This window comes from Pseudomonas umsongensis, from assembly GCF_002236105.1.
GTDB classification, from domain to species: Bacteria; Pseudomonadota; Gammaproteobacteria; order Pseudomonadales; family Pseudomonadaceae; genus Aquipseudomonas; species Aquipseudomonas umsongensis.
Window position 1 is genome coordinate 2,501 of sequence record NZ_NIWU01000003.1, and the last position, 22,436, is coordinate 24,936.

A 22,436-nucleotide genomic window follows, 5' to 3' on the forward strand; every position below is an offset into this window, starting at 1 on the left:
TGTTGGTTGCAAAACGCGGATCGTCCGCCCACTGAGGCTGCCCAGCCACTTCGGCAAACTTGCGAAACTGCCCGTCATTCCCGACCGTCAGGATGAAGTCGCCATCAGCCGTAGGGAAGTCCTGATAAGGCACGATGTTCGGGTGTGCATTGCCCAGGCGCTTTGGCGCATTGCCCGTTGTCAGGTAGTTCATCGCCTGATTGGCCAAACAGGCGACCTGAACATCCAGCAATGCCATATCGATATGCTGCCCACCACCATCGTGGTCTCGATGCGCAAGCGCGGCCAGGATAGCCACAGTGGAATACAGCCCGGTGAGGATGTCCGTCAGCGCCACACCCACCTTGACCGGCCCAGCACCCTCTTCGCCTTCAGGTCGACCCGTCAAGCTCATCAGGCCACCAAGGCCCTGGATCATGAAGTCATAACCTGCGCGCTTGGCGTAGGGACCGGTTTGCCCAAACCCGGTGATCGAGCAATAAATCAGATCAGGATTGATCGCTTTCAGCGACTCATAGTCCAGACCGTAGGCTGCCAGACCGCCGACCTTGAAATTCTCGATGAGGATGTCCGACTTGGCCGCCAAGTCACGCACCAGCTTCTGCCCCTCTGGACGCGTGAAGTCGATGGTGACCGATTGCTTGTTGCGGTTGGCCGACAAGTAATAGGCAGCCTCGCTGGTGTTCTCGCCATAGGCGTCCTTGAGGAACGGAGGGCCCCAGGCGCGCGTGTCATCGCCATTGCCCGGACGCTCGACCTTGATCACTTCAGCGCCAAGGTCGGCGAGGATCTGGCCGGACCATGGCCCAGCCAACACCCGCGATAAATCCAGTACCCGTAGATGTGAAAGCGCGCCCATGACGTTCTCCTATTAATAGAACGCCTGGAGGCCGGTCTGAGCGCGACCGAGGATCAGCGCGTGGACGTCATGCGTACCCTCATAGGTATTCACCACTTCCAGGTTGACCAGATGACGAGCAACGCCGAATTCATCCGAGATACCGTTACCGCCCAGCATGTCGCGGGCCATGCGCGCGATATCCAGGGACTTGCCGCAGGAGTTGCGCTTCATCATCGAGGTAATTTCAACCGCCGCGGTGCCTTCGTCCTTCATGCGCCCCAGACGCAGGCAGCCTTGCAGCGCCAGGGTGATTTCGGTCTGCATGTCGGCCAGCTTCTTCTGGATCAACTGGGTCGCGGCCAATGGGCGACCGAACTGCTGACGATCCAGGGTGTATTGGCGAGCGGTGTGCCAGCAGAACTCAGCGGCGCCCAGCGCCCCCCAGGAGATGCCGTAACGGGCCGAGTTCAAGCAGGTGAAAGGACCTTTCAGGCCTCGGACGTCAGGGAAGATGTTTTCTTCCGGAACGAACACGTTGTCCATGACGATCTCGCCGGTGATCGATGCCCGCAGGCCAACCTTGCCGTGAATCGCCGGAGCGCTCAGGCCTTTCCAGCCCTTCTCCAGAACGAAGCCGCGGATGTCGCCGGCATCGTCCTTGCCCCAAACCACGAATACGTCGGCGATCGGGCTGTTGGTGATCCACATCTTGCTGCCGGTCAGGCTATAGCCGCCTTCCACTTTCCGTGCACGGGTGATCATTGCACCTGGATCGGAGCCATGGTTTGGCTCGGTCAGGCCAAAGCAGCCGATCCACTCGCCCGACGCCAGTTTTGGCAGGTACTTCTGTTTCTGGGCTTCAGTACCGAATTCATTTATCGGCACCATTACCAGCGAGGATTGCACGCTCATCATCGAACGGTAGCCGGAGTCGACGCGCTCGACTTCACGCGCAATCAAACCGTAGCTGACGTAGTTCAGGCCGCTGCCACCGTACTGCTCGGGAATGGTTGCACCCAGCAGACCCACTTCGCCCATTTCACGGAAGATCGCCGGATCGGTCTTTTCATGGCGGAAGGCTTCGAGCACACGCGGCGCGAGACTCTGCTGAGCGAACTGCGCAGCGGTGTCGCGGATCATGCGCTCTTCTTCGGTGAGCTGTTGATCCAGCAGCAGGGGATCGATCCAGTTGAAGCTAGCTTTACCGGCCATGAGTGTGTCCTCTCGAAACAGGTCAAATAACGTGCAGTGATCCTAGGCCGGGTTCGCCGTCTGGGCAAACGAGGATTTCGCATACTGTTGTGCTAATTTCTCACTCCGAGATGTCGCAAAAGCCATTTAAGGCGATGTATTAGTGAGGTTGACGTACATGCGCAGGAAAATACCCAGCACAACGGCCCTGATCAGCTTTGAAGCCGCCGCCCGCCATGAAAGCTTTACCAAGGCAGCCCAGGAGCTTTCGCTGACCCAAGGGGCAATTTGTCGACAGATCGCCAGCCTCGAGGAGTTCCTGGGCGTGGAACTGTTCCGACGCTCCCGACGCGGGGTCAAGCTGACGGAGGCGGGTCTTTCCTACAGTCGCCGGGTTGCCACCCAACTCGATGCGGTTGAGCGCGACACCTTGTCCGTGATGGGCCAACAGGGGGCCAACGTCATAGAACTGGCCGTAGTTCCAACGTTCGGGACCCAGTGGCTGCTGCCCAGGCTCAAGGACTTTCAACAGAAACACCCGGAAGTAACAGTCAACCTGACCAACCGCACACGGCCGTTTCTGTTTGCCGACACCGATTTCGACGCAGCGATCTACTTCGGTGATGCGGATTGGTCGGGTACTGAATCCCACAGGCTGATGGGCGAAAATCCGATGCCCGTGTGCAGCCCCAACCTATTGGGCCAAAAAAATGCCCTGACAGCCGCTGAAATCGCCGACCTTCCCCTTCTGCAACAGACCACCCGCCCCTACGCCTGGCGCCAATGGTTCGACTCTCAGCACCTGAACGTCCCACGCGACATGACAGGGCCGCGCTACGAGCTATTCTCCATGCTGGCCCAGGCGGCGATGCACGACATGGGGATTGCACTGATCCCGCCGTTCCTGATTCAGCGCGAATTGGCCGAGGCTCGCCTGGTGATCGCCAACCCGCAGGCGCTCTCCAGCATAAAGGCCTATTACCTGATGATTCCGGAGAGAAAGGTCGAATCGGCGTCTTTAAGGGCTTTTCGGGACTGGCTGGTAAATCAGGCCCATGGCTACAGCCTAGAAGGATAAAGGCCTGCAGAACTTATCTGACCTCGTAGTCAGAAAACTGAAAACCCTACAGATATAAGTAATTGTCGCATAGAGAGAAACTGTACGACGAAGCAGTACAAACGTGCCACAAGCGCCTGAAGACGCGGCTTTGCGCCACTATTCCAGGTCGATTCCGCATCATTCATATGGCCGATGTGTATATTGTTGGATTTGCGCCAAAATGCCCGAAAGGCACGGCCTACAAGGGATTGAGCCGTTTGGTTGCGACATTCGGTCACGGGGTGACTTGTAGTTAATTTTCCGTCACCCGTCATAATCCCTTGTAAGGGCACAAAGTTCGCCTGCAAAATGCCGCGCCCCGCCTGAATTTAGCGGGGTCGTGCTGATCGGCCGCCCCAGCCGCACCATCCGTAGTGCATGGGTTTACTCAATAAGATCACGCAGGAGATTTGACGTGCACATTGGTGTTCCTCTCGAAACCCAGACCGGTGAAACACGGGTTGCTGCAACCCCCGAAACCATCAAGAAGCTGATCGGCCAGGGTCATAAGGTCACTGTACAAAGCGGCGCCGGCGTCAATGCCAGTGTTGTCGACAGTGCCTATGAAGCCGCAGGCGCGGCCATTGGCAGTGCCAGCGAGGCGTTTGGTGCAGAGCTGATTTTGAAGGTGGTCGCCCCCAGCGACAGCGAGCTTGCGCTGATTAAGAGCGGCACCGTTGTGGTGGGGATGCTCAATCCGTTCAACAACGAAACCATCGCCAAGATGGCTGAGTGCGGCATTACTGCCTTTGCCTTGGAGGCCGCTCCTCGCACCTCGCGCGCACAGAGCCTGGACGTGCTGTCCTCGCAAGCCAACATCGCCGGCTATAAAGCCGTGTTGCTGGCCGCTCATCACTATCCGCGCTTCATGCCGATGCTGATGACCGCCGCGGGCACCGTGAAAGCGGCGCGGGTGCTGATTCTCGGCGCCGGTGTTGCCGGGCTGCAGGCCATCGCTACGGCCAAGCGCCTGGGTGCGGTGATCGAAGCGTCTGACGTGCGTCCGGCGGTAAAAGAACAGATCGAATCCCTGGGCGCCAAGTTCGTCGACGTGCCTTACGAGACCGATGAAGAGCGTGAATGCGCTGTCGGTGTCGGCGGTTACGCTCGCCCGATGCCTGCCAGCTGGATGCAGCGCCAGGCCGTGGCCGTGCACGAACGCGCCAAACAGGCTGACATCGTCATTACCACGGCGCTGATTCCGGGTCGCAAGGCACCGACGCTGCTCAGTGCAGAGACCGTGGCACAGATGAAACCGGGCTCGGTGGTCATCGACCTGGCGGCTGCCCAAGGCGGTAACTGCCCGCTGACCGTGGCCGACCAGGTGGTTGTCGAAAACGGTGTGACCATCGTTGGCCCGACCAACCTGGCGGCCGCAGTCGCTGCCGACGCCTCGGCACTGTATGCACGCAACCTGCTGGACTTCATGAAACTGTTGTTCGATAAAGAAGGACAACTGGTGATCAACCTTGAAGACGATATCGTCGCCGCGTGCCTGATGTGCCGCGACGGCCAGATCGTGCGCAAGAACGGCTGAGGATAAAAACAATGGAAGACATGCTGATCTCTCACGGTATCTACAACCTGATCATCTTCGTGCTGGCCATCTATGTCGGCTACCACGTGGTCTGGAACGTGACCCCTGCACTGCACACCCCTCTGATGGCCGTGACCAACGCGATCTCGGCCATCGTCATCGTCGGCGCCATGCTGGCTGCCGCCCTCACCGTGACCCCACTGGGCAAGACCATGGGCACCCTCGCCGTGGCCCTGGCCGCAGTGAACGTGTTCGGTGGCTTCCTGGTTACCCGGCGCATGCTGGAAATGTTCAAGAAGAAAGCGGCTCCAGCAAAAGCTCCGGCAGCCAAGGCCGAAGCAATCAAGGCTGAGGTGCAGCAAGCATGAGCATGAATCTGGTTACTTCCCTGTATTTGATCGCCTCGGTCTGCTTCATCCAGGCGCTCAAGGGACTCTCGCACCCAACCACGTCGCGTCGCGGCAACCTGTTCGGCATGCTCGGCATGGGCCTGGCGATCCTCACCACGGTTGGCCTGATCTACAAGCTGGGCGCCGAGCTGGCCCACGACGGTATCGTCTACGTGATCGTCGGCCTGCTGATCGGCGGCACTGTCGGTACGATCATGGCCAAACGTGTTGAAATGACCAAGATGCCCGAACTGGTCGCCTTCATGCACAGCATGATCGGCCTGGCGGCGGTGTTTATCGCCGTGGCCGCCGTGGTCGAGCCACAGTCGCTGGGTATCGTCCAGAACCTCGGCGATGCGATCCCGGCCGGTAACCGCCTGGAGTTGTTCCTCGGCGCTGCCATCGGTGCGATCACCTTCTCCGGTTCGGTCATTGCCTTCGGCAAACTGGCGGGCAAATACAAGTTCCGCCTGTTCCAGGGCGCGCCAGTACAGTTTGGCGGTCAGCACAAGCTGAACCTGCTGCTCGGCCTGGCCACACTGGCCCTGGGCGTGACCTTCATGCTCACCGGCGACTACACCGCTTTCGCCGTGATGCTGGCGCTGGCCTTCGTGCTTGGCGTGCTGATCATCATCCCGATCGGCGGTGCCGACATGCCGGTCGTCGTGTCCATGCTCAACAGCTACTCGGGCTGGGCGGCGGCGGGTATCGGCTTCTCGCTGAACAACTCGATGCTGATCATTGCCGGCTCGCTGGTCGGTTCGTCCGGCGCGATTCTTTCGTACATCATGTGCAAGGCGATGAACCGTTCGTTCTTCAACGTATTGCTCGGCGGTTTCGGCAACACGGCGGACGCAGGCCCTGCAGGCTCGAAAGAAGCGCGTCCGGTGAAATCCGGTTCGGCTGACGATGCAACCTTCCTGCTGACCAACGCCGACACCGTGATCATCGTTCCGGGCTACGGCCTGGCGGTAGCGCGGGCCCAGCATGCGCTGAAGGAACTGACCGAGAAGCTGACCCACCGTGGCGTGACCGTGAAGTACGCGATCCACCCGGTTGCCGGTCGCATGCCTGGCCACATGAACGTACTGCTGGCCGAGGCCGAAGTGCCTTACGACCAGGTGTTCGAGATGGACGACATCAACTCCGAGTTCGGCCAGGCCGACGTGGTACTGGTGTTGGGCGCGAACGACGTGGTCAACCCGGCGGCGAAGAACGATCCGAAATCGCCGATTGCCGGCATGCCGATCCTCGAAGCGTTCAAGGCCAAGACCATCATCGTCAACAAGCGCTCGATGGCCAGCGGCTATGCCGGCCTGGACAACGAGCTGTTCTACCTGGACAAAACCATGATGGTCTTCGGCGACGCCAAGAAAGTCATCGAAGACATGGTTAAAGCCGTCGAGTAAGACCGTTTCGCAGTGCCACAACGCCCCGACTCGTCGGGGCGTTTTTGTTTGTGCAAATCAATGGTCAAACCGTCGCGTTGTTACCGAAACGGTAACGGTGTTTTGTCTGAAAGCACCGGAATAGACACCTCGTTTGCGACCTTGGTAGCGGGACACAGCGCCGTGAAATTCAATAGACTGCATGTCCTGCTACCCGTTGCCCGAGATAACAATCCATGTACCGTGACCGTATTCGCCTGCCTTCGTTGTTGGATAAAGTGATGAGCGCCGCCGAGGCTGCCGCTCTGATTGAGGACGGCATGACCGTCGGCATGAGCGGCTTCACCCGTGCCGGCGAAGCCAAGGCCGTGCCCCACGCACTGGCCGAACGGGCCAAAGCCTCCCCGCTGAAGATCAGCCTGATGACCGGCGCCAGCCTGGGCAACGACCTCGACAAACAGCTCACAGAAGCCGGCGTATTGTCACGACGCATGCCGTTCCAGGTGGACAGCACCTTGCGCAAGGCGATCAACGCTGGCGATGTGATGTTCATTGACCAGCACCTCTCGGAAACCGTCGAGCAATTGCGCAACCAGCAACTGAAGCTGCCGGACATCGCGGTGATCGAAGCCGTGGCCATTACCGAGCAAGGTCATATCGTGCCGACCACTTCCGTGGGCAACTCGGCCAGCTTCGCGATTTTCGCCAAGCACGTGATCGTCGAGATCAATCTGGCGCACAACCCCAACCTCGAAGGTCTGCACGACATCTATATCCCGACCTATCGCCCGACCCGTACGCCGATTCCCTTGGTCAAGGTCGACGATCGCATTGGCAGCACCGCCATCCCGATTCCACCGGAAAAGATCGTCGCGATCGTGGTCACCAATCAGTCCGACTCACCGTCCACCGTGCTGCCACCGGACGTGGATACCCAAGCGATCGCCGATCATCTGATCGACTTCTTCAAGCAAGAAGTCGGCGCGGGACGCATGACCAACAAGCTCGGCCCACTGCAGGCCGGGATCGGCACCATCGCCAACTCCGTGATGTGTGGTTTGATCGATTCGCCATTCGAAGACCTGACCATGTACTCCGAGGTGCTTCAGGACTCGACGTTCGACTTGATCGATGCCGGCAAGTTGAGTTTTGCCTCTGGCAGTTCGATCACCTTGTCGAGTCGCCGCAACGCTGACGTATTCGGCAACCTGGAGCGCTACAAGGACAAACTGGTGCTGCGCCCTCAGGAAATCTCCAACCACCCGGAAGTGGTCCGCCGCCTCGGGATCATCGGCATCAACACCGCCCTTGAATTCGATATCTATGGCAACGTCAACTCCACCCATGTCTGCGGCACGCGGATGATGAACGGCATTGGCGGCTCGGGCGACTTCGCGCGCAACGCGCACTTGGCGATTTTCGTCACCAAGTCGATCGCCAAGGGCGGGGCGATTTCCAGCGTGGTGCCGATGGTCAGCCACGTTGACCATACCGAACATGATGTCGACATCCTCGTCACCGAAGTCGGCCTGGCGGACCTGCGCGGCCTGGCACCCCGGGAGCGGGCACGCGTCATCATCGACAACTGCGTACATCCAGATTATCGCCAGGCACTGAACGACTACTTCACGGCCGCCTGCGCCATCGGCGGACACACGCCCCATATCCTGCGTGATGCACTGAGCTGGCACATGAACCTGGAAGAAACCGGGAGAATGATCGCTGTTTAATTGATACAGATGGCAGCTGACGCAAACACAGTTTCGTCAGCTCGCTGTTGTCACCTCGTATTCTGACAAAAACTGTACTGCTGTACCGGTCATTTCCTACCGAATTTTCCTACTCCACCCCGCCAAATCAGTAAAATCGCACCATAATGGCGCAGATAGATACAGTTGCCTCATTTTTGACCAGTACACCCCCTATAAACAGTTAACTGAGCTCTCACAATACAGATGAACTGTATCTACAGAGACTAGGCAAACAAGAGGATCATGGGCACCAGTTAAGCCACTACCTAATCCCGCCATAAGCGGAAGGATGAAAACCATGGAACGTACACTCAGTTCCGAACTGTTCTTCGAAGACACTGCTGCAAAAACCCAGGCTTCCATGCCTCTGCGCGTTATCGCCAACCTGATGCTGTGGCAGCGCCGCATCTCCAGCCGCCACCAACTGGCTCGCCTGGATTCGCGTCTGCTGGCTGACGCCGGGATTAGCGAAGCACAACGCTACGAAGAGCTGAGCAAGCCGTTCTGGCGCTAAGTCAGCGTCGCTGGCTCTGACCCGCAGGGTCCACCGCCAGCAACCCGAATTGCACAAACAAAGCCCGTCGTGGGATTCCACGACGGGCTTTGTCGTTTCAGGTGTTATCAATGCGCAAACAGGTACAGTTTTTATAGTTCAGGATCAGACCATTACAGTTTGCAATCGACTATCGACCGCTCGAACTGATTTTTAGCAACCTTTTCTCTTATAGGCTGTTCGAAACGACCTGCTCAGGCCTAATATCAAGCCAGAACGTGGCGCCCCCCGAGTGTCTGGCGTCTGAATCACCAGACACTGCGCCACCTTTATCGTCTTATCCAAAGGAGTTACACCATGTCCCGTCTTCGTCTGCTCAGCGCTGCAGCCCTGCTTGCCGTGGCTGCCAATGCCCACGCCACCAGCTTCATCGTGACCACCGATGCCGTCGTCGGTGCACTCAAAGCCACGTCCGACGCCACCTCCGACGTGACGTCTTCGTTCAAGGACGACAAGATCGTGCTCGCGGCCCGTGACGATGCTGCCAGCTTCGTCGCCAGCGAAGGTTCGATCCGTGGGGTTAAACTGGAAAGTGCACTCGATCACATTCGCCACCAGGCTCCGCAACTGAATGCAACAGACGCCCAGCTGGCGCAAGCCATCCTGACTATCTAAGCGTTTTCCATGATGGGGGACACGCGTGACGTGTCCCAATGTTTCAGCGCTGGCTCTAGCCCGGGCCTTGCGCTAGCCTTGGGACTCACACTCAACTGTCGAGTCTCATGCGTTTTCTTTCAAACCTGCTGGTTGCTCCAGTCTTTCTAGCAGCCTGCTATTCGGGGGCAGCCCATGCCTTCGACGCGTTTAACCTGTCTACCCAAGGCATCGTGGCTAGCGTTTATGCCACAGGCCTGGTGACCTCTGCCCCCTTCGATCATAAACTGCTCCTCAACGCCCGGGATGATGCCGCGGTATTCATCGCCAGTGATGGTCGAATGAGAGGCGCACGACTGGAATCGGCCTTGGATTACCTGCGCCAGGCCCAGCCAAAACTTCATGCCAGTGACCTTGAACTGGCACGAGCAATTCTCGTCCAATAGTTATCCCATGTTTCTCCGGAGTCGTTCCATGCGTAACCCGCTGATTGTTGCCACCCTTGGCCTATTGTTGTTGGCTGATGTGGCCCAGGCCCAAACCCTGGTTGCCACCAGCAACATCCTCATTCGTGCCACCCAGCGCACACTGGATTTCACTTCCGACACCACGACGTCGATCCGCGACTCTAAAATCGTCCGTGAAGCCCAGGACGATGCCGCCAGTTTCGTCGCCAGCAACGGCGATATTCGTGGTGCACACCTGGAATCTGCGCTCAATTTGTTGCGCACTCGCGTTCCTGAAGCCCGCGATGCCAGTGATCAGGATCTCGCCGAAGCCATCCTCGCACTGTGAGGTCTCCAGCTTCCTGGCTGTTGGCCGGGGCCCTGCTGCTGTTTGGCAGCACGGCCCACGCCGACCTCGAACTACACCTCAAGACCGATGGCCTTAGCCCGGCGCAACAGCGGGCCAGCCAGGCTTTGCTTGATGAAGCCATGCAGGCATTGCCGCCACGGTTCATCGAGCAACTCGACCGGCGTATCGACGTCGGCTGGACCGATAAAATGCGCAGCGATGCCTACGGTCAGGCGTCGCTGGTTTCCGAACTCGATCTGAATCGCAATTTGTTGGCGAGCCTCACCGATGGCAGCGCTGCCACCAAGAAAACCTATCGTCCCCATGGCACTGTGCGCCGGGAAATGCTCGCGACGGTGCTGCATGAGCTGACCCATATTTATGATCGCTCGCGCCTCTGGCCAAACGCGGAACGCACGCTGATCCAGCGCTGCACCCAACGCAGCGGCAGTTCAGGGCTGATCGGTATTCCCGATCAATGCCGTGGGCAGTCCGATAGACGCTTTACCTTGAGCGATGATCCGCGCCTGCTCGACCTTGCCGGCTGGCAACAGTACGTTGGCCGTCGGGGCGAGCGCGAACAGCACAACCGTCAGATCGCCCGCAGCCCGGATATCTACGAGACCAGCAGCCCCAAGGAATTCGTCGCGGTCAACATGGAGTATTTCCTCCTCGACCCGAGCTACGCCTGTCGTCGCCCTGCGCTGTACCGCTACTACAAGGAGCGTTTCGGCTGGGCACCTGCGGCCAAGAACGATTGCGGCAAGACCTTCGCATTCCTCAACGCCGGCAATGACTTTGCCAAGACGCCTTTGGGCCAGGTCGATCCGGAGCGGGTCTACGCCGTCGACTATCTACTGGCAGAGGCCAATCAGAACTGGGTCAGCCGTTGGGGCCACAGCATGTTGCGCCTGGTGATCTGTGCACCTGGCCGGCCACGCGGGCCGGATTGCCGCCTGGACCTGGACCAGCACCTGGTGTTGTCCTACCGTGCGTTCGTGGGCGACGTGCAACTATCGAGTTGGGATGGACTGGTGGGTAAATACCCCTCACGCCTGTTCGTGTTGCCGCTGGCCCAAGTGATCGACGAATACACCAAGACCGAGTTACGCAGCCTCGCCTCCGTGCCACTGAACCTGTCTCGTGAAGAGGTTGAAAACGTGGTGGAGCGTGCCGCAGAGATGCACTGGAGTTACGACGGCAACTACTTCTTCCTGTCGAACAACTGCGCTGTCGAAGAGCTGAAGTTATTGCGTGGCGGCACCAACAACTCAAAACTGGTTGCCCTGGACAACATCATGCCCAATGGTTTGCTGGAGGTGCTCAAGGGGCGCGGTCTGGCGGATACCAGCGTGCTGGACGATCCACGTGAGGCGCTTCGCCTGGGCTATCGCTTTGACTCTTTCCGCGATCGCTATCAAGCAATGTTCGAGGTATTGAGAAAACAGCTACCGATCAAACAGGAGAAGGTCGAAGACTGGCTGTCCCTGACCGCCGCACAACGCCGCCAATGGTTCGATCAGGCAGATTTGCGCACCAGCGCGGCATTGCTCTTGCTGGAACAGGCAAGCTATCGCCAGCAGTTGCTCCTGGCCCAGGACGAAGTCAAACAACGTTACTTGGGTGCCCGTGAGCTGAAAAACGGCGGAATGGACAAAGCCAACGCGACACTGAGGCAAATTCTCGATAACAGCGGTTTCCTCAGTCGTCCGGCGGAATTACTCGGCAGCGGCGGGTATGGCTTGCCACAACCTGCTGAATGGCAACGCCTGGAATCGGAGACCAGCCTGCGGCAGAAGCAGCTTCAGGCACTGACCGGGGATCTGGACAAGGAAGTCCGGGCCCTGCTCGATCCAGACCGCGCAGCGGAAATGGCGGCCAACGAAGCCAACGTGAAACAGATCGGTGAGCATCTGCGTAAATTGCACAAGGCAGCAGGTGGCCTTCAATTGCCTTGAGGCTAAAAAAGCAAAAGGGCTTCAGAACATTGTCCTGAAGCCCTCGATCTTGCTGATCAACCTGTGACGAGAGGGTTTGATTCCTCTGTGTAGCAACTGTTCCGTTAGCTGACGCGGGCCTTACGCACGCCATCGGCCAATGCCGAGCACAGGCTCAGCACACCATCGATCGCCTGTTCCGGCGTCGTGGCATTGGCGATGTGATCGATCAGTGCCGAACCCACCACCACTCCGTCCGCCAGGCGCGCGATGGACGCCGCTTGCTCTGGCGTGCGAATGCCGAAACCGATGCTGATCGGCAGATCGGTGTGACGGCGCAGACGAGTGACCGCTTCTTCGACGTGTTCCAGGGTTGCTGCGCCAGCACCGGTCACACCGGCCACCGATACGTAGTAAACAAACCCGGAGCTACCATTAAGGACTGTTGGCAGACGCACATCGTCAGTGGTCGGGGTAGTCAGGCGAATGAAATCGAGACCGGCGGCCTGGGCCGGGTCGCACAACTCACCGTTATGCTCGGGCGGCATGTCCACCACGATCAGGCCATCGACACCGGCCTCTTTTGCATCGGTGATGAAACGCGGTACACCGTACTTGTGGATCGGGTTGAAGTAACCCATCAGGACGAGTGGCGTCTCGTTGTTGTCCTTGCGGAACTCACGCACCATTTCCAGGGTTTTCGCCAGGTTCTGCTTGGCCGCCAGCGCGCGAATATTGGCGAGCTGGATCGCCGGGCCGTCGGCCATCGGATCGGTGAAAGGCATGCCCAATTCGATCACGTCGGCGCCAGCGGCTGGCAAACCCTTGAGGATCGCCAGGGAGGTGTCGTATTCCGGGTCGCCGGCGGTGACGAAGGTCACCAGGGCGGCGCGGTTCTGTTCCTTGAGTTCGGCAAAACGCGTTTGCAGGCGGCTCATCAGTGTTTCTCCTGCTTGGATTGCTCGTGTTGAGAGTGTTCCATGTGGTGCATCACGGTCTGCATGTCTTTGTCGCCGCGACCCGACAGGTTGACCACCATCAGGTGATCCTTCGGCAGCGTCGGCGCGCGCTTGAACACTTCAGCCAGGGCATGGGCGCTTTCCAGGGCAGGAATGATCCCTTCCAGACGGCAGCACTGGTGGAATGCAGCGAGCGCTTCGTCGTCGGTCACCGAGGTGTACTGGACACGGCCGATGTCATGCAACCAGGCGTGCTCCGGGCCGATGCCCGGGTAGTCCAGGCCAGCGGAGATCGAGTGTGCGTCAATGATCTGGCCATCGTCGTCCTGCAGCAGGAAGGTCCGGTTGCCGTGCAGCACACCCGGTACGCCGCCGTTCAGGCTGGCCGCGTGCTTGCCGGTCTCGATGCCGTGGCCGGCCGCCTCCACGCCGATGATCTCAACGCTCTTGTCATCCAGGAACGGGTGGAACAGGCCCATGGCATTGGAACCGCCACCGATGCACGCCACCAGGCTGTCCGGCAGGCGGCCTTCCTGGGCTTGCAGCTGGTCACGGGTTTCCTTGCCGATAACGGCCTGGAAGTCGCGGACCATTGCCGGATAAGGGTGTGGACCGGCGACGGTGCCGATCAGGTAGAAGGTGCTGTCGACGTTGGTCACCCAGTCGCGCAGGGCTTCGTTCATCGCATCCTTCAGGGTGCCGGTGCCGGCCACGACCGGGATCACTTCAGCGCCCAACAGCTTCATGCGGAACACGTTGGCCTGCTGGCGTTCGATGTCGGTGGTGCCCATGTAGATCACGCAGTCCAGGCCAAAACGCGCAGCCACGGTGGCGGTCGCCACCCCGTGCATGCCAGCGCCGGTTTCGGCAATGATACGTTTCTTGCCCATGCGTCGCGCCAAAAGGATCTGGCCGATGCAGTTGTTGATCTTGTGCGCGCCAGTGTGGTTCAGCTCTTCGCGCTTGAGATAAATCTTCGCGCCGCCACAGAATTCGGTCAGACGTTCGGCGAAATAGAGCGGGCTCGGACGACCGACGTAGTCGCGCTGGAAGTACGCCAGCTCTTCCTTGAATGCCGGATCTTCCTTGGCCGCTTCGTATTCGCGGGCCAGGTCAAGGATCAGTGGCATCAGGGTTTCAGCGACGTAACGGCCGCCAAACGCGCCGAACAGGCCGTTGGCGTCAGGGCCGTTGCGCAGATTAGTCCGGGTCATGGGGCGCTCCAATTGAATGCGTGATATGACAATGGGATTAACTCTACCCCTGACGCCAGGCTCTGAAAACCGATAAGATCGCCACAACCTGTCAGGAAAACTCACAGATATCATGAGCCACGATCTGCCACCCCTGAACGCCTTGCGCGCCTTCGAAGCCACTGCCCGCCTGAACAGCGTCAGCCAGGCTGCCGAGCAGCTGCATGTCACCCACGGTGCTGTCAGTCGCCAACTGAAGGTGCTTGAAGAACACCTCGGGGTGAGCCTGTTCACCAAGGAAGGCCGTGGCCTGAAACTCACAGATGCCGGCATGCGTTTACGCGATGCCAGCGCCGACGCCTTCGAACGCCTGCGCACGGTGTGCGCCGAGCTCACGCAAAGCACTGCCGATGCACCGTTCGTCCTGGGCTGCTCAGGAAGCCTGCTGGCACGCTGGTTCATACCGCGCCTGGGCCGACTGAACGCTGATCTGCCTGATTTGCGCCTGCACCTGTCAGCCGGCGAAGGCGATCTCGATCCCCGTCGCCCCGGCCTGGATGCCCTGCTCGTATTTGCCGAACCGCCCTGGCCCGCTGATATGCAGGTCTTCGAACTGGCCAGCGAACGGATCGGCCCGGTCATGAGCCCACGGTTCGCCGGTTATGAGCACCTGGAAACAGCGCCGGCTGCAGCGCTGCTCACTGAACCCTTGCTGCATACCACTTCGCGACCGCAAGCCTGGCCCAGTTGGGCGCAGCAAAGCGGCCTCGACGCCAAAGCGTTGAAGTACGGCCAAGGTTTCGAGCATTTGTATTATTTGCTGGAAGCGGCCGTAGCCGGACTGGGTGTTGCGATTGCTCCCGAGCCGCTGGTGGCCGAGGACCTGAAGGCGGGTCGCCTGGTCGCCCCTTGGGGATTTTGCGAAACACCCGCTCAACTGGCCCTGTGGCTACCCAAGCGCGCCGCGGACGGGCGCGCCAGGCAACTGGCGCAATGGCTCAAGACTGAGCTGCGCCAGACAGATCATTCCCCGCGCTTAAACAGCAAATAGGCCGCCAACAGGCCCAGCGCACCAACGGCAACACCAGCAGTCGTCCAAGGGTGTTCCTGCGCGTAATCCCGAGTGGCAATTCCGGTTTCACGGGTTTTGACCTTGACCTCTTCATAGGCATCCGAGAGCAGATGGCGTGAATGCCTCAGAGCGTTCTCGGCATTGCCTTTAAGCACCTTGAGGGTTTTACGCGACTCGTCCGAGGCGTCGTCCTTCAGGCTTTCCAAGGATTTGAGCAGACTCTCGATCTCCGCTTCCATGCTTTGCAATGAGGCTTTACGTAACGAGCTGTTGGCCATGGTGGCTCTCCTGCATTGTTGATGAGTGGCGTGTGTTGGTTGGGACTTCAGGGACTCGAGAAAGTGCAGTAAATGTGAGTATCAATGTCGCAACGACCGAAGGAAGTAAGACAGAAAATCACTGCTAGGCTGTATTTCACACCCTAAGGAGAACGCCATGACTGACCATCACACCTATAAGAAAGTCGAACTCGTCGGCTCGTCCACCAGTAGTATTGAAGACGCGATCAACAACGCACTGGCCGAGGCCAACAAAAGTCTCAAGTACATGGAATGGTTCGAAGTCACTGAGACCCGTGGCCATATCAAGGATGGCAAGGCTGCGCACTTCCAGGTGACACTCAAGGTCGGGTTCCGGATTGCCAGTAGCTGACGTTGGTTCTAGTCTGTTGAACTTGAGCGCTGGCCGAATGCCATAAGGAATGGCAGTGCGCTAGATGCGTTTCCGGCCAATGGCTGGATGCCTTTTTTTGATCCGACCAGAGAAATGCGACTGATGAAGAAATTTATTTTGGCGGTAGGCTTGTTGAGCCTGGTGGGTACTGCCTTTGCTGATAACGGCAAAAATTGCGAAGAATTGAAAGCCGAAATCGCAGCAAAGCTCGACGCCAAGGGCATTTCCGGCTATTCGCTGGAAATTGTCGACAAAGGCAATGCGTCTGGCGGGAAAATCGTCGGCACCTGCGAGAAGGGCAGCAAGGAAATAGTCTATAAGCGGTAGCACCAGAAAACGGTAGCCCCAACCGATTGCCAGCAAAAAGCCGACGCCATCGCGTCAGCTTTTTTGCGGTCAACGTGTTCAGCCCTTCATGACTTGCGCCAGCAGCTCATAGGAATGCAGCCGATCCGCATGTTCGTACAGGTCGCAGGTAAAAATCAGCTCGTCGGCTTGGGTCTGCTCGATCAGCACGTCCAGCTTGGCGCGGATTTTTTGCGGGCTGCCGATCATCGCCAATCCCAGGAAATCGCTGACCGCCTCTTTCTCATGAGGCAACCACAGCCCGTCCATCGTCTTCACCGGCGGGCGCTGCACCAGGCTCTGACCACGCATCAGCGCAAGAATACGCTGGAATACCGAGGTCGCCAGATAGTCGGCTTGTTCATCCGTGTCGGCGGCGACCAGAGGCACGCCAAGCATCACGTACGGCTTGTCCAGCACGGCGGAAGGCTTGAAGTGATTGCGGTAGACGCGAATGGCCTCATGCATGAAGCGCGGAGCGAAATGTGACGCGAACGCATAAGGTAAACCGCGCTCCCCTGCCAGCTGCGCACTGAAAAGGCTTGAGCCCAGCAACCAGATCGGCACATTCGTGCCGGTACCCGGCATTGCGATGACGCGCTGGTCCGGGGTGCGCGGGCCGAGATAACGCACCAGTTCGGCCACATCTTCCGGGAAGTCGTCGGCACTGCCGGAACGTTCGCGACGCAGCGCACGGGCCGTCATCTGGTCGGAACCGGGCGCACGGCCAAGCCCCAGGTCGATGCGCCCTGGATACAGACTTTCCAGCGTGCCGAATTGTTCGGCGATGACCAGCGGTGCATGGTTTGGCAGCATTACCCCACCGGACCCGACACGGATGGTCGACGTACCACCGGCCAGATAGCCAAGCAGCACGGAGGTTGCAGAACTGGCAATACCGTCCATGTTGTGATGTTCAGCCACCCAAAAGCGGTTATAGCCGAACTTCTCGACGTGCTGCGCCAGGTCCAGCGAGTTGCGCAACGACTGGGCGGCGCTGCCGTTTTCGCGCACGGGCACCAGGTCGAGGGTCGAGAACTTGATATCGGACAGTCGTTTCATAAACCTGCTTCTCCAATTGAGGGCGCAGGTTTTTTTACAAACGAAAACCTGCCGAATCCATAAGCGTGTTTCATGCAATGAGGGCATATACCCGAGTTTCAATAGCAAGGCGAAATTTAGCGACAAAAAACCGAACGATCAGATGCGCTGAACGTTGCTCCCCGGTCTACCCTCAGAACCCTAACGACCGAAACCACAACGGCGCGACGCTTCGCGCCGGATCTTGAGGAGACAGGCATGGCTATCACCAAGAAAGCATCGGCCCATTGGGAAGGTGATCTGAAAACCGGCATCGGCTCGATTTCCACCGAAACCGGTGTGCTCAGGGACGCGCCCTATGGCTTCAAGGCCCGCTTTGAGGGCGGAAAGGGCACAAATCCGGAGGAGTTGATCGGTGCGGCCCATGCGGGCTGTTTCTCCATGGCGTTTTCGATGATTCTCGGTGAGGCCGGCCTCAAGGCCGACAGCATCGATACCAACGCCGAAGTGACCCTGGACCAGGTAGAAGGTGGTTTCGCGATCACGGCCGTGAAATTGATCCTCAAGGCAAAAATCCCCGGCGCGAGCCAGGCGCAGTTCGATGAGTTGAGCAACAAGGCCAAAGAGGGTTGTCCGGTCTCCAAGGTGCTGAATGCGAAAATCAGCCTGGATGCGACGCTGGTCAACTAAGTTCGCATGATCGCAGCCTTCGGCAACTCTTGATCCTGTAGGAGTTGCCGCAGGCTGCGATCTTTTTTGATTTGAAACAGATTTGCCCGGTAAAACTGTGGTCGAATAAATGACAGCAGCACAAACGCATGACCTATGCGCGCTGCCTCAAGGAGCTTCAACCATGAAACGTTTTACCTTGGCGATTATCTGCTGCGCCCTGGCCACTTCGGCCCTGGCGGCACCCAAACCTTGTGAAGAGCTCAAGGCCGAAATCGAAGCCAAGATCCAGGCCCGAGGCGTGACGTCCTACACCTTGGAAATCGTTACCAACGACGAAGTGCACGATCAGAACATGGTCGTTGGCTCCTGCGACGGCGGCACCAAGAAAATCATCTACCAGAAGAATGACCGCTGACCTGAATCAAGGCACACAGTTGATCTGGCTCGCTTCGGCGACGATCTCGCGCCTGGCGTTATACAGGCGCGCTTCAGGGGTGAACGCCATGGAACGGGCTTGTAACAGATAACGCTGACCGGCTTCGAAATGATCGTATTTAACGATTATGTAGCATAGCCGCTCCGTAGTACCGCCGAACAAGTCCGAGCTCCCGCCTGGCACTTCAAAATCGAAGCGCACGGTCAGCTCGTGGCTACCGGGAGTGACCTGGAAAAAACGCCCGTCACGCAAGCGCTGGTTATCCAGTCGCTCCGCCATCAGCAATTTATCGTTAGGAAATGGCGTAGAGAAGTCTACCCACGCCATGTGCGGATTGGCCGCCGGCATAGGCGTCGAACAGCCGGCCACGGCACTTGCAGCCAGTAACAGCATCAACCTGCGCATGATAAATATCCCTATGTCAGGATATTCAGGATAGCGCCGATCAGGATCGTTGACAGCCCGCTGGTGTGCCCTGGCCAATCACTTTTCGCTGTTGATCATACAGCTTGGCCCATGGCCGGAAACCAATATTCCCCGCCTGCAATTGATAGCGCTCGCCTGCATTGAAGTCGTTGAATTTCACATTCATCTGACAGTCTCGCCACAGCGGTTGCGCATCGGGACCGATATTGGTGGGCTGGACGGGGAACTGGTAGCGAACGGTCAACTCATGGCTGCCGGGTTGAACCTCGAAATAGCGCTTGTCGGTTGCCGCTTTGTTGTCCACTTCAAACGCCAGCAGGGCCGTGTCTTCCTGATGTGACTCCAGATCGATCCAGGCTTGCGTCGGATCATGGCGAGGTAATCCGAATCCAGCACATCCGGCCAGCATCAGCAGGCCTCCCGTCAGCATCAACTTGCGCATAGCGGAGCTCCAGTCAAGCGGGATAGTCTTGCGAGCAGACTTTCCAGGGATTTTTTTATTTTGATCAGGCCGCATCGAAGCCTTGGGTTACTTGATCGCGTTTTACGCATTTTGTTTCCGGGTGTGCTGTTTTTGTTACTCAACGGTTGTTCCAGCGTCAGCTACTACAGCCAGTTGGCCAGTGGTCAACTGCAACTGCTGCGGGCCCGAGAACCCGTTGCCCGCGTCATTGCCGACCCACAGCGCGATCAGAAATTGCGCGCGCACCTGGTCCAATCACAAAAAGCCAGGACCTTTGCCAGCCAGCAACTGCACCTGCCGGATAATCAGAGTTACCGCCTGTATGCCGACATTGGCCGTCCCTACGTGGTCTGGAACGTGTTTGTCACGCCGGAATTTTCCCTGAAGCCACAAAACCACTGCTTCCCCGTCGCCGGTTGCGTGGCTTATCGCGGCTATTACAGCCAGAGTGCGGCTCGCGGTGAGGCGGCGCTGCAGCGCATGCAAGGCATGGACGTGTCCATCGGTGGAGTAGAGGCCTATTCGACCCTGGGGTGGTTCAACGATCCGATCATGAACTCAATGATGGGCTGGGGTGATGAACGACTGGCCACGCTGATCTTTCATGAACTCGCGCATCAGCGTGTTTATGTGAAGGATGACACTGAGTTCAACGAGTCATTCGCCACCTTTGTCGAGCAGGAAGGCACCCGCCAATGGCGGGCTTACCGTAGCCTTCCACCCGTAAACAGAACACAGGAGAAACAACGGGGCCAATTCATTCAGCTGATTCTGGACACCCGCACCCGGCTTGAAAAGCTATACACCCTGCCGCTGCCGCCCGAACAAATGCGCCAGCGTAAAGCTGAGGCGTTCGAACAGTTGCGCGCCGAATACCGCCAGATGCGTGATGAACAATGGGCCGGGGACAAACGCTACGACGCTTGGATTAATGCGCCGATGAACAATGCACGATTGCTGCCGTTCGGTCTGTATGACCAATGGGTGCCGGCGTTTGCGGCGTTGTTCAGGCAAGTAGGTGGGGATTGGGTGAAGTTTTATGCGTGGGTAGAGCGGCTTGGGGCGATGCCGGTTGAACAGCGTAAAGCGGCATTGAAGGCTTTGAAAAGTTCTGACATTTGATGTGATTGACTCGACGTCATCGCGAGTGTTCGCTAGACCAGACTCATAACCAGATCGCATCCCATAACGGATAATCCCCTACCTTCTCCACTAATCCCGCCCGCAATGGATTGGCAACGATGTATCGAGCGACTGTCTGTAAATCCTCTTCTCTTCGAATGGCGCGATCGTGAAATCCCGGTTGCCACAATGAACCTGCTCTCTGTAGCTCGCGGTTGAGCGTAACGGTTGTCCGAGACTTTGTACGCGCCATCAAAGTCCGTAGCGGAGTATTTTGCAGTTCAATCAGCCAATGAAAATGATCGGGCATGACAACCCAGGCTAATGAGTTGGCAAATTGCTCCTCTTGAGCTTTTCGAAACGCTTCTACAACCAACCTGCCTGTCTTGAAGCTGGAAAAAACGGGCTGACGATTCAGTACGACGGCTGTCAGTAAATAGATTTGCCCTTCCTCCGAGTAACGTCCGGTGCGCAAGCGATGGGCATGATGACGGCTTGGCATTAAAGATCCTCCTTGATCTGGGCCTGAGCTGTCAGGCTAGATCGACTTAGGAAGATTGGCTTAATGTTAGTTGTTCTGGATGTGTCTCCGAGGCCGTCATCGCGGGCAAGCCTTGCTCCTACAGGCGTTATGGGTCGAGCCACAATGTTGTGAACGACATTAATCCGTAGGAGCAAGGCTTGCCCGCGATAGCGATTTAATCAGCGCTGCAAAAACGCCTGATGCATCTCCTCCAGCGTTTCGAAGTGATAGGCCGGTGCTTCGGCACTCAACTCCTCCCGACTGCCAAACCCATAACCCACCGCTGCCGCATCCAGCCCGTTACTGCGCGCGCCGATCAGGTCGTGCTTACGGTCGCCGATCATCAGGGTACTCGCCGGGTCGAGGCCTTCTTCGGCCATCAGGTGGGCGATCAGTTCGACCTTGTTGGTCCGGGTGCCGTCCAGTTCGCTGCCATAGATCACCTTGAAGTGTTTGGCGAAGTCGAAATGGCGAGCGATTTCCCGGGCGAAAACCCAGGGTTTAGAGGTCGCGATGTACAGCTGTCGTCCTTGCCCACCCAGGGTTTCGAGCAGCGGTGTAACACCGTCGAATACGCGGTTTTCATAAAGCCCGGTAACCTTGAAGCGTTCCCGATAGAAGTTCACCGCCTCCCAGGCCCTGGGCTCGTCAAAGCTATAAAACTGCATGAAAGCCTGTAACAAGGGCGGACCGATGAAGTGTTCGAGTTTGGTCAGGTCGGGTTCATCGATGCCCAGCTTACCCAGGGCAAACTGGATCGAACGGGTGATGCCTTCGCGCGGGTCGGTCAGGGTGCCATCAAGGTCAAACAGAACGGTTTGGTAATGCATGAAGATTCCTGGGCGATAGCGAGACATTTCAGATCTGGTCGTAGCCTTCGGCCAGATGCAAATCCTTGAGCTTCACGTAGTTCGCCGCGCTGTAGGTGAAAAAGGCTTGTTCCTTGTCAGTCAGTGGCCGGATCTGTTTCACCGGGCTGCCCACATACAGGAAACCGCTTTCCAGGCGTTTACCCGGAGGTACCAGGCTTCCGGCACCAATAATAACGTCGTCGGCGACCACCGCGCCGTCCATGACGATGCTGCCCATGCCGATCAGGACCCGGCTGCCCACAGTGCAGCCATGCAGCATGACTTTGTGGGCGATGGTCACGTCGTCGCCAATAAGTAACGGGAAACCATCCGGATTGAACGGCCCGGCATGGGTGATGTGCAGCACGCAGCCATCCTGCACGCTGGTACGCGCGCCAATGCGGATGCGGTGCATGTCGCCACGGATCACCGTCAATGGCCATACCGAGCTGTCTTCGCCGATTTCAACATCGCCGATCACCACCGCCGAACTGTCGACAAAAGCGCCTTTGCCGAGCAACGGCGTGTGGTTCTGGTACTTGCGAAGGGACACGATAGGTTCTCTCTCTGTCGCTGATAGCTGCGG

General features: G+C 58.2%; 27 protein-coding genes (1 of these 27 cut by a window edge). 16 read left to right on the plus strand and 11 right to left on the minus strand.

The window, feature by feature from the left end:
* Nucleotides 1–859: the 5' portion of a CaiB/BaiF CoA transferase family protein gene (locus tag PSUM_RS16555; RefSeq protein WP_020798091.1), read on the minus strand. The gene continues 362 nt to the left of window position 1, outside the view; the window shows 859 of its 1,221 coding nt (coding positions 1–859); the start codon lies at nucleotides 857–859; its stop codon lies beyond the left edge, outside the window.
* A gap of 12 nt (nucleotides 860–871) precedes the next feature.
* The gene (locus PSUM_RS16560) at nucleotides 872–2,053 is read right to left on the minus strand and encodes an acyl-CoA dehydrogenase (protein WP_033038907.1); all 1,182 of its coding nucleotides are present in this window, start codon (nucleotides 2,051–2,053) and stop codon (nucleotides 872–874) included.
* Between the two features lie 157 nt (nucleotides 2,054–2,210).
* Between PSUM_RS16560 and PSUM_RS16565 the strand changes: the two genes are divergently transcribed.
* The 10 genes from PSUM_RS16565 to PSUM_RS16610 all read left to right on the plus strand — a co-directional run bounded on the left by PSUM_RS16565 (nucleotide 2,211) and on the right by PSUM_RS16610 (nucleotide 12,096).
* Nucleotides 2,211–3,110, plus strand: a complete 900-nt coding sequence (locus PSUM_RS16565; RefSeq protein ID WP_020798089.1) for a LysR family transcriptional regulator — start codon at nucleotides 2,211–2,213, stop codon at nucleotides 3,108–3,110.
* Between the two features lie 436 nt (nucleotides 3,111–3,546).
* Nucleotides 3,547–4,668, plus strand: coding sequence for a Re/Si-specific NAD(P)(+) transhydrogenase subunit alpha (locus PSUM_RS16570; protein ID WP_020798088.1), 1,122 nt, complete (start codon nucleotides 3,547–3,549; stop codon nucleotides 4,666–4,668).
* Nucleotides 4,669–4,679: 11 nt separating this feature from the next.
* Nucleotides 4,680–5,036, plus strand: coding sequence for an NAD(P) transhydrogenase subunit alpha part 2 (locus tag PSUM_RS16575; RefSeq protein WP_008064823.1), 357 nt, complete (start codon nucleotides 4,680–4,682; stop codon nucleotides 5,034–5,036).
* On the plus strand, nucleotides 5,033–6,466 hold the full coding sequence (locus PSUM_RS16580; protein WP_083349961.1) for an NAD(P)(+) transhydrogenase (Re/Si-specific) subunit beta: 1,434 nt from the start codon (nucleotides 5,033–5,035) through the stop codon (nucleotides 6,464–6,466). The genes PSUM_RS16575 and PSUM_RS16580 overlap by 4 nt, the downstream gene beginning before the upstream one ends.
* 215 nt (nucleotides 6,467–6,681) lie before the next feature.
* The gene (gene scpC, locus PSUM_RS16585) at nucleotides 6,682–8,175 is read left to right on the plus strand and encodes a succinyl-CoA:acetate CoA-transferase ScpC (RefSeq protein ID WP_020798086.1); all 1,494 of its coding nucleotides are present in this window, start codon (nucleotides 6,682–6,684) and stop codon (nucleotides 8,173–8,175) included.
* Between the two features lie 319 nt (nucleotides 8,176–8,494).
* The gene (locus tag PSUM_RS16590; protein WP_007902752.1) at nucleotides 8,495–8,710 is read left to right on the plus strand and encodes a DUF1127 domain-containing protein; all 216 of its coding nucleotides are present in this window, start codon (nucleotides 8,495–8,497) and stop codon (nucleotides 8,708–8,710) included.
* Nucleotides 8,711–9,046: 336 nt separating this feature from the next.
* The gene (locus PSUM_RS16595) at nucleotides 9,047–9,364 is read left to right on the plus strand and encodes a DUF2388 domain-containing protein (protein ID WP_008064820.1); all 318 of its coding nucleotides are present in this window, start codon (nucleotides 9,047–9,049) and stop codon (nucleotides 9,362–9,364) included.
* Between the two features lie 107 nt (nucleotides 9,365–9,471).
* On the plus strand, nucleotides 9,472–9,789 hold the full coding sequence (locus tag PSUM_RS16600) for a DUF2388 domain-containing protein (RefSeq protein WP_020798085.1): 318 nt from the start codon (nucleotides 9,472–9,474) through the stop codon (nucleotides 9,787–9,789).
* Nucleotides 9,790–9,817: 28 nt separating this feature from the next.
* The gene (locus tag PSUM_RS16605) at nucleotides 9,818–10,138 is read left to right on the plus strand and encodes a DUF2388 domain-containing protein (RefSeq protein ID WP_020798084.1); all 321 of its coding nucleotides are present in this window, start codon (nucleotides 9,818–9,820) and stop codon (nucleotides 10,136–10,138) included.
* Entirely contained in the window at nucleotides 10,135–12,096 is a 1,962-nt protein-coding gene (locus PSUM_RS16610; protein WP_033038900.1) for a DUF7844 domain-containing protein, read from the plus strand. The genes PSUM_RS16605 and PSUM_RS16610 overlap by 4 nt, the downstream gene beginning before the upstream one ends.
* 104 nt (nucleotides 12,097–12,200) lie before the next feature.
* Here PSUM_RS16610 and trpA read toward each other — a convergent pair whose 3' ends face one another.
* Both trpA and trpB read right to left on the minus strand, forming a co-directional pair.
* Nucleotides 12,201–13,013 (minus strand): tryptophan synthase subunit alpha, encoded by an 813-nt coding sequence (gene trpA / locus PSUM_RS16615; protein ID WP_020798082.1) that lies wholly within the window; start codon nucleotides 13,011–13,013, stop codon nucleotides 12,201–12,203.
* Nucleotides 13,013–14,248 carry a tryptophan synthase subunit beta gene (trpB, locus tag PSUM_RS16620; protein WP_033038898.1) on the minus strand — a complete coding sequence of 412 codons (1,236 nt, stop codon included), beginning with the start codon at nucleotides 14,246–14,248 and terminating at the stop codon, nucleotides 13,013–13,015. The genes trpA and trpB overlap by 1 nt, the downstream gene beginning before the upstream one ends.
* A gap of 112 nt (nucleotides 14,249–14,360) precedes the next feature.
* On the opposite strand from trpB, the gene PSUM_RS16625 reads away from it, so the two are divergent.
* A complete protein-coding gene (locus PSUM_RS16625) occupies nucleotides 14,361–15,278 on the plus strand; it encodes a LysR family transcriptional regulator (RefSeq protein WP_020798080.1) in 918 nt (305 codons plus the stop codon).
* Here the strand turns inward: PSUM_RS16625 and PSUM_RS16630 are convergent.
* Nucleotides 15,251–15,577, minus strand: coding sequence for an ElaB/YgaM/YqjD family protein (locus tag PSUM_RS16630; protein ID WP_020798079.1), 327 nt, complete (start codon nucleotides 15,575–15,577; stop codon nucleotides 15,251–15,253). The genes PSUM_RS16625 and PSUM_RS16630 overlap by 28 nt on opposite strands.
* Before the next feature lie 157 nt (nucleotides 15,578–15,734).
* Between PSUM_RS16630 and PSUM_RS16635 the strand changes: the two genes are divergently transcribed.
* A complete protein-coding gene (locus PSUM_RS16635; protein ID WP_007940746.1) occupies nucleotides 15,735–15,950 on the plus strand; it encodes a dodecin in 216 nt (71 codons plus the stop codon).
* Nucleotides 15,951–16,073: 123 nt separating this feature from the next.
* Nucleotides 16,074–16,298 (plus strand): DUF1161 domain-containing protein, encoded by a 225-nt coding sequence (locus PSUM_RS16640; RefSeq protein WP_020798078.1) that lies wholly within the window; start codon nucleotides 16,074–16,076, stop codon nucleotides 16,296–16,298.
* Nucleotides 16,299–16,376: 78 nt separating this feature from the next.
* On the opposite strand, the gene PSUM_RS16645 is transcribed toward PSUM_RS16640, so the two are convergent.
* Nucleotides 16,377–17,378, minus strand: a complete 1,002-nt coding sequence (locus PSUM_RS16645) for an LLM class flavin-dependent oxidoreductase (RefSeq protein ID WP_020798077.1) — start codon at nucleotides 17,376–17,378, stop codon at nucleotides 16,377–16,379.
* 237 nt (nucleotides 17,379–17,615) lie between these two features.
* Here PSUM_RS16645 and PSUM_RS16650 point away from each other — a divergent pair, with 237 nt between their 5' ends.
* Both PSUM_RS16650 and PSUM_RS16655 read left to right on the plus strand, forming a co-directional pair.
* Entirely contained in the window at nucleotides 17,616–18,047 is a 432-nt protein-coding gene (locus PSUM_RS16650; protein WP_020798076.1) for an OsmC family protein, read from the plus strand.
* 163 nt (nucleotides 18,048–18,210) lie between these two features.
* A complete protein-coding gene (locus PSUM_RS16655; RefSeq protein ID WP_020798074.1) occupies nucleotides 18,211–18,444 on the plus strand; it encodes a DUF1161 domain-containing protein in 234 nt (77 codons plus the stop codon).
* 6 nt (nucleotides 18,445–18,450) lie between these two features.
* Here the strand turns inward: PSUM_RS16655 and PSUM_RS16660 are convergent, their stop codons facing one another.
* Nucleotides 18,451–18,870, minus strand: a complete 420-nt coding sequence (locus tag PSUM_RS16660) for a PA0061/PA0062 family lipoprotein (protein WP_033038895.1) — start codon at nucleotides 18,868–18,870, stop codon at nucleotides 18,451–18,453.
* Between the two features lie 40 nt (nucleotides 18,871–18,910).
* Nucleotides 18,911–19,333, minus strand: coding sequence for a PA0061/PA0062 family lipoprotein (locus PSUM_RS16665; RefSeq protein ID WP_033038893.1), 423 nt, complete (start codon nucleotides 19,331–19,333; stop codon nucleotides 18,911–18,913).
* Nucleotides 19,334–19,393: 60 nt separating this feature from the next.
* On the opposite strand from PSUM_RS16665, the gene PSUM_RS16670 reads away from it, so the two are divergent.
* Nucleotides 19,394–20,476, plus strand: coding sequence for an aminopeptidase (locus tag PSUM_RS16670; RefSeq protein ID WP_083349960.1), 1,083 nt, complete (start codon nucleotides 19,394–19,396; stop codon nucleotides 20,474–20,476).
* A 43-nt stretch (nucleotides 20,477–20,519) separates the two neighbouring features.
* Here the strand turns inward: PSUM_RS16670 and PSUM_RS16675 are convergent, their stop codons facing one another.
* The 3 genes from PSUM_RS16675 to PSUM_RS16685 all read right to left on the minus strand — a co-directional run bounded on the left by PSUM_RS16675 (nucleotide 20,520) and on the right by PSUM_RS16685 (nucleotide 22,403).
* The gene (locus PSUM_RS16675) at nucleotides 20,520–20,978 is read right to left on the minus strand and encodes an REP-associated tyrosine transposase (protein ID WP_083349959.1); all 459 of its coding nucleotides are present in this window, start codon (nucleotides 20,976–20,978) and stop codon (nucleotides 20,520–20,522) included.
* 200 nt (nucleotides 20,979–21,178) lie between these two features.
* Nucleotides 21,179–21,829 carry an HAD family hydrolase gene (locus PSUM_RS16680; protein ID WP_083349958.1) on the minus strand — a complete coding sequence of 217 codons (651 nt, stop codon included), beginning with the start codon at nucleotides 21,827–21,829 and terminating at the stop codon, nucleotides 21,179–21,181.
* 28 nt (nucleotides 21,830–21,857) lie between these two features.
* Nucleotides 21,858–22,403 (minus strand): gamma carbonic anhydrase family protein, encoded by a 546-nt coding sequence (locus PSUM_RS16685; protein ID WP_008064772.1) that lies wholly within the window; start codon nucleotides 22,401–22,403, stop codon nucleotides 21,858–21,860.
* Between the last annotated feature and the right edge of the window lie 33 nt (nucleotides 22,404–22,436).

What these genes read in the sequence shown, in the direction of transcription:
- PSUM_RS16590 (WP_007902752.1), top strand. Translation starts at nt 8,495, where the DNA reads ATGGAACGTACACTCAGTTCCGAACTGTTCTTCGAAGACACTGCTGCA.
- PSUM_RS16650 (WP_020798076.1), top strand. Translation starts at nt 17,616, where the DNA reads ATGGCTATCACCAAGAAAGCATCGGCCCATTGGGAAGGTGATCTGAAA.
- trpA (WP_020798082.1), bottom strand. Translation starts at nt 13,013, where the DNA reads ATGAGCCGCCTGCAAACGCGTTTTGCCGAACTCAAGGAACAGAACCGC.
- PSUM_RS16645 (WP_020798077.1), bottom strand. Translation starts at nt 17,378, where the DNA reads ATGAAACGACTGTCCGATATCAAGTTCTCGACCCTCGACCTGGTGCCC.
- PSUM_RS16575 (WP_008064823.1), top strand. Translation starts at nt 4,680, where the DNA reads ATGGAAGACATGCTGATCTCTCACGGTATCTACAACCTGATCATCTTC.
- scpC (WP_020798086.1), top strand. Translation starts at nt 6,682, where the DNA reads ATGTACCGTGACCGTATTCGCCTGCCTTCGTTGTTGGATAAAGTGATG.
- PSUM_RS16625 (WP_020798080.1), top strand. Translation starts at nt 14,361, where the DNA reads ATGAGCCACGATCTGCCACCCCTGAACGCCTTGCGCGCCTTCGAAGCC.
- PSUM_RS16630 (WP_020798079.1), bottom strand. Translation starts at nt 15,577, where the DNA reads ATGGCCAACAGCTCGTTACGTAAAGCCTCATTGCAAAGCATGGAAGCG.
- PSUM_RS16595 (WP_008064820.1), top strand. Translation starts at nt 9,047, where the DNA reads ATGTCCCGTCTTCGTCTGCTCAGCGCTGCAGCCCTGCTTGCCGTGGCT.
- PSUM_RS16635 (WP_007940746.1), top strand. Translation starts at nt 15,735, where the DNA reads ATGACTGACCATCACACCTATAAGAAAGTCGAACTCGTCGGCTCGTCC.
- PSUM_RS16600 (WP_020798085.1), top strand. Translation starts at nt 9,472, where the DNA reads ATGCGTTTTCTTTCAAACCTGCTGGTTGCTCCAGTCTTTCTAGCAGCC.
- PSUM_RS16580 (WP_083349961.1), top strand. Translation starts at nt 5,033, where the DNA reads ATGAGCATGAATCTGGTTACTTCCCTGTATTTGATCGCCTCGGTCTGC.
- PSUM_RS16655 (WP_020798074.1), top strand. Translation starts at nt 18,211, where the DNA reads ATGAAACGTTTTACCTTGGCGATTATCTGCTGCGCCCTGGCCACTTCG.
- PSUM_RS16640 (WP_020798078.1), top strand. Translation starts at nt 16,074, where the DNA reads ATGAAGAAATTTATTTTGGCGGTAGGCTTGTTGAGCCTGGTGGGTACT.
- PSUM_RS16560 (WP_033038907.1), bottom strand. Translation starts at nt 2,053, where the DNA reads ATGGCCGGTAAAGCTAGCTTCAACTGGATCGATCCCCTGCTGCTGGAT.
- PSUM_RS16675 (WP_083349959.1), bottom strand. Translation starts at nt 20,978, where the DNA reads ATGCCAAGCCGTCATCATGCCCATCGCTTGCGCACCGGACGTTACTCG.
- PSUM_RS16660 (WP_033038895.1), bottom strand. Translation starts at nt 18,870, where the DNA reads ATGCGCAGGTTGATGCTGTTACTGGCTGCAAGTGCCGTGGCCGGCTGT.
- PSUM_RS16680 (WP_083349958.1), bottom strand. Translation starts at nt 21,829, where the DNA reads ATGCATTACCAAACCGTTCTGTTTGACCTTGATGGCACCCTGACCGAC.
- PSUM_RS16605 (WP_020798084.1), top strand. Translation starts at nt 9,818, where the DNA reads ATGCGTAACCCGCTGATTGTTGCCACCCTTGGCCTATTGTTGTTGGCT.
- PSUM_RS16565 (WP_020798089.1), top strand. Translation starts at nt 2,211, where the DNA reads ATGCGCAGGAAAATACCCAGCACAACGGCCCTGATCAGCTTTGAAGCC.
- PSUM_RS16665 (WP_033038893.1), bottom strand. Translation starts at nt 19,333, where the DNA reads ATGCGCAAGTTGATGCTGACGGGAGGCCTGCTGATGCTGGCCGGATGT.
- trpB (WP_033038898.1), bottom strand. Translation starts at nt 14,248, where the DNA reads ATGACCCGGACTAATCTGCGCAACGGCCCTGACGCCAACGGCCTGTTC.